Genomic DNA, 4,146 nt, shown 5'->3' on the forward strand with positions numbered 1-4,146 from the left:
ATTTTTGATTTTTAATATTTAATATTTGATTTTTTTTATTGCCTTACAAGTATTTTTGCATTTTGCTTTGTCCTTTTGATTTGGACATTTTGATATTTGCATTAAACTCCTTGTGGAATATTTCGCATCGGTATCCTATTGTTTAACAAAGAGTTACTTTTCAAATCAACGCAATTTGGAACATGCTCTGTGGTTAGTTTTTGACAATACCGTTAAATAAAAGGGGGATGAAAAAATGCCAATTGTCAAGAGTCAAGAAGCAGAAAATTATGGTATCAGGGTTACAGCTACATTGATGTGCACGGCGGCGAGAACTGCTCCAAAGGCAAAAGGTGTTGATAACATTGTTAGTTGTTTAGTCGATAAGCAAGAAAAACAAAATGTAGTGGAAACTATGCGCCAAATTGCAAAGGATTTTAATAATGATACCTTTGCCAGAGATGCAGATTCGGTTGAAAAAGCCCATATTTTAGTTTTGATTGGAACTAAAATTAGCCCGGTTAATTTAAAATTATGCGGTTTATGTGGATTCAAAAACTGTGTAGAATGTGTTGAAAAAAATGGAATATGTATTTTCAACCCTGGAGATTTAGGTATCGCCGTTGGTTCTGCCGTAGCCATAGCTGCTGATAATCGCATCGATAATCGGATAATGTATACCGCTGGTTTTGCCGCAGTTAAATTAAATTTATTAGGCAAAGAGGTAAAAATAGCTTATGGAATTCCATTAAGTGCTACGGCAAAAAATATCTTCTTTGATAGGAAACAAAGTGATTAATCTAACAAAACTTAGTCGTGCTTCGGAAAACATCATTTCAGAAATGGTTGTTGGTGATAAGCCAATAGTCGTCTGGAATATGACCCGACAATGTAATTTATCCTGTCGGCATTGTTATATTTCTGCCCGTGATAAAAAGTCAATGACAGAACTGACAACGGATGAGGCAAAGAGATTTATCTATGATTTAGCCAGTCTTAATGTGCCGGTGCTTCTTTTTAGTGGTGGAGAGCCACTTTTACGAAAGGATATTTTTGAACTGGGTGAATTTGCCGCTAATTTGGGCATTCGATCGGTTATTTCATCTAATGGAACATTAATTTCCTCCAGTATAGCACTTTCAATAAAAAATGCTGGTTTTGAATATGTGGGTATCAGTATCGATGGACTTGCGGATGTCCATAATGAATTTCGAGGAATAAAAAATGGTTTTCAACTATCATTTGAAGGAATCCATAATTGTCAGGAGGCAAAATTACACACCGGAATAAGATTTACAGTTAATAAACATAATTTTGAAGATCTACCCGCATTGCTTGATTTAGCCGCAAAAGAATCTATCCCAAGATTCTGCCTCTACCATTTAGTTTATACAGGTAAAGGCAAAGAAATGATTCAGGATGATTTAGACCTTAACACTAAGATAAACCTGATTAATTTTTTGATTTTTAGAGCCACCACAATCTCAAATATGGAAATACTCACAGTTGATAATCCAGCAGATGGAATTTATTTCTACATCCAGGAAAAAGAACCTCATAAAAAAGCCTTGATAGAAACCTTGCTTAAAATGGCAGGAGGATGTTCTGCTGGACAAAAGATTGCTAATATCTCCCCGGAAGGTGAAATTTATCCCTGTCAATTCTGGCAGGATTTGTCATTAGGAAATGTCCGCAAGACGCCATTTTCTCAAATCTGGCAAAAAAATCTAAATATGTGTTCACAGATAAAAACGAGATTAAAAGGTAAATGCGGTCAATGTTCATATAAAGATTTATGTGGTGGGTGTAGGGTTAGGGCAAAGATAATTTATGGTGATTATTTAGCCGAGGACCCAGCCTGTTACATTGATGGAAAAAGGTAACTATTCACCGCAGAGACGCAGAGAAACAGAGAAAACATAGGAATAAATCAGATAACAGAAAAGATTAGGTAATACATAAGACATCAAAACCAAATTTGTTAATCAATCATGATATGTCGGTTCTCAAAAGCTTGCTCTGATGAAAATCAGGAGCTTGCCCTCATGAAAATCAGGGATGGAATGAAGTATATGGTAAATAGTTTTTTATTTTTTCTCTGCGTCTCTGTGTCTCTGCGGTGAACGGTTACCTTCCGGGTTATAAGATTCCACGAAATTAAAGGTTAAATAATTGGTAAAAAAGGAGATAAAATGGAGATAGAAGGGAATATAATTTCACTATTACTTAAAACTGGTGGACTTCTTCGTGGGCATTTCTTGCTTTCATCAGGATTGCATAGCCCCCAATACTTGCAATGTGCACTTGTCCTCCAACATCCTAAACGGGCAGAATATTTAGGTAAAGAATTAGCTAAAAAATTCAATAAAAAAGATATAGATGTTGTCATAGGACCTGCCTTAGGGGGAATAATTGTTGCTCATGAGGTTGCCCGGGCATTAGGGACAAAGGCACTTTTTGCCGAACGGGTTGAAGATAAAATGCAACTTCGACGCGGATTTAAAATAAATTATGGAGAAAAAGTGTTAGTCGTCGAAGATGTAATTACTACTGCCGGCTCGGTAAAAGAGGTAATGGAATTAGTTAAAGAGTTGAATGGCATAGTTGTTGGTGTAGGAGCGTTAATTGATAGAAGTCAAGGGAAACTAGATTTAGGTATTCCACTAAAAACATTAGCTAAACTAAATATCGAGACTTATTCCAGAGAAACCTGCCCATTATGCAAACAACAATTACCATTAGTCAAACCAGGCAGTAGAGAAATATAGCCCATAGTGTCGTGTTGAACAAATAACGCACGGAATTTGATTCTGGTAACTGGTGATTGGTAACTGGTAATTAAATACCGTTTGGCTGATCTCAGGACGAAACTATTTAACCAGTTACCAATTATCCGTTTGCAGGTTATGAAATCTGATGATACGCCGTACAAAACTTACTCAACACCACAATAAAGGGTCAGGGTGAGGGGAAAAGAAGATGTTTTATCCACAATTTCAAGCGTCACAGAGGACTAATATCTTCATTCATTACCTCCAATGTTTCCCCAACAAGCCTTTCACATTGGGCAATTATCACCGATAGATATTCTTTAGTCTCATCATCCTTTGCCATATCTTGCAGTAATTGGGCATACCCTTTAATAATCGTTACCGGTGTTCTTATCTCGAAAGAGAGTTTTTTTGTCCAATTCTTCTTGAATTTAGAAAGGGCATGAATCTCTTCCAGGAGTTTTCCGTTTTCTTTAGCCGTTATTTCATTTATTTCCTTTAGTTTTCTAATGGTCTCATTTAATTGAGCCTCTTCTCTTTTTACCACCTCTTGTTTCTTAAGAATGTTTTTTGTTACCTTCTCTAATTTTTCAAGTTCCACTGGCTTTTGGATATAATCAACCGCACCAAGTCTCATAGCAGAGATGGCGGTATCAAGAGAGCTATACGCAGTAACGATTATTGCCTCTGTATGGGGGCTTACCTCTTTCAATTGCTTTAAGAAATCTATCCCATTCATCTGTGGCATCATTATATCGATAAAGGCTATGTTGAAATTCGTCTTTTCCAGTATTTTTAGTGCCTCTTTTCCATTTTTTGCGATTTCAGTTTTAAAGCCACAAGAAACAAAATATCTGCTAAGGATTTCAGCTATATCTTCATCATCCTCACAGATTAAAAGATTAACATCATTCATTTTATTTTCCTCCTTGGTAAACGGTCAGGGAATGCTGAAATTATAAATCAAGTCTTCACTCTTTGGTACAGTTGATAAACGCGTTCAATTTGGGGCAAGTTTATCAATTATCACTTTAAGTTCTGAGACATCAGCAGAATCTACAGATTTTATAATATCATCTGCTTATGTTTGTATTTTATAACAAATTTGTTTTTTTGTCAAGTGGAATCTTCAAAATTAAAATGTAACCGTTCAGGTGGTAATTTACCGCAGAGACGCAGAGAAACAGAGAGGAAAATATCTTTTTTTTCGCGTTTTTCGGTGTTTAAAAAGGCGTAACCGTTCAGGCTATATATCAAAAGTGTAAGAAAGGGGATATGGAGATAAGATAATAGAAATAGATTGAAATTTATAGAAATAGGTAGAAATTGATTGTGGAAAACAACAAATTTCCATAAATTTCTATTAGTTTCTATTAATTTCAATTTTTTTAATAAT

The 4,146-nt window shown here is 35.5% G+C and carries 4 protein-coding genes; 3 read left to right on the plus strand and 1 reads right to left on the minus strand.

Going from position 1 to position 4,146, the window contains the following annotated elements; genetic code table 11:
* The first annotated feature begins 235 nt into the window (after positions 1–235).
* The 3 genes from AB1422_17440 (at position 236) to pyrE (ending at position 2,747) form a co-directional block, all read left to right on the plus strand.
* Complete coding sequence (locus AB1422_17440) at positions 236–778, plus strand: DUF2148 domain-containing protein (protein ID MEW6621088.1); 543 nt, start codon at positions 236–238, stop codon at positions 776–778.
* Positions 771–1,862, plus strand: a complete 1,092-nt coding sequence (locus AB1422_17445; GenBank protein ID MEW6621089.1) for a radical SAM protein — start codon at positions 771–773, stop codon at positions 1,860–1,862. The genes AB1422_17440 and AB1422_17445 overlap by 8 nt, the downstream gene beginning before the upstream one ends.
* Positions 1,863–2,171: 309 nt before the next feature.
* Complete coding sequence (gene pyrE, locus AB1422_17450; GenBank protein MEW6621090.1) at positions 2,172–2,747, plus strand: orotate phosphoribosyltransferase; 576 nt, start codon at positions 2,172–2,174, stop codon at positions 2,745–2,747.
* Positions 2,748–2,982: 235 nt separating this feature from the next.
* On the opposite strand, the gene AB1422_17455 is transcribed toward pyrE, so the two are convergent.
* The gene (locus AB1422_17455) at positions 2,983–3,666 is read right to left on the minus strand and encodes a response regulator (protein MEW6621091.1); all 684 of its coding nucleotides are present in this window, start codon (positions 3,664–3,666) and stop codon (positions 2,983–2,985) included.
* Between the last annotated feature and the right edge of the window lie 480 nt (positions 3,667–4,146).

This window comes from bacterium, from assembly GCA_040757115.1.
In the GTDB taxonomy this organism is placed as follows: domain Bacteria; phylum UBA9089; class CG2-30-40-21; order CG2-30-40-21; family SBAY01; genus JBFLXS01.